The organism is Prevotella sp. TF12-30, assembly GCF_003436715.1.
GTDB classification, from domain to species: Bacteria; Bacteroidota; Bacteroidia; order Bacteroidales; family Bacteroidaceae; genus Prevotella; species Prevotella copri_A.
The window spans coordinates 1-501 of the sequence record NZ_QSQJ01000138.1; the positions used below are offsets into that span (position 1 = coordinate 1).

At 50.1% G+C, this 501-nt stretch carries 1 protein-coding gene; it reads left to right on the top strand.

The window, feature by feature from the left end; all coding sequences use genetic code 11:
• Nucleotides 1–478 (top strand): tyrosine-type recombinase/integrase (locus tag DXD25_RS16480; RefSeq protein WP_147327970.1); only part of this gene is annotated, 478 nt, incomplete at its 5' end.
• Between the last annotated feature and the right edge of the window lie 23 nt (nucleotides 479–501).

The window sequence follows — 501 nt, forward strand, 5'->3', positions numbered from 1 at the left end:
AGCCGTGAGACAGGGATTGCTGGATCAGAACCCGTTCGACCGGCTGCCACTCTCCTATCGCGTCAAAGCCCAGTACAGGGAAAGAACAGCCCTGACCCAGGAGGAACTCATCAAGCTGAGCGAAACACCCTGTAATACTCCCGAGCTGAAGGAGGCATTCCTGCTAAGCTGCATCACGGGACTGAGGAAGAGCGATATCCTGAGCTTATCGATCAACGACATAGAAAAATGCGATGACACCTATTATATATATAAGAAGATGAAGAAGACGCAACGCTGGCTCCGGCTTCCGCTGCCGGAAGAGGCGCACCATATTCTCTCGAAGCTCCATGCCAAGAATGGTGATACCCCCTATTTCTTCGCTCATCTCTCGCCCCATCATCTGGGCGAGCATCTGGAAGTATGGCTGGAGGATTGCTGTATCTCCGACAAGCATATCACCTTCCATTGCACGAGTCACAGCAAAATCTTTTATTAATTGAATATCAACGAGTTAAGTGC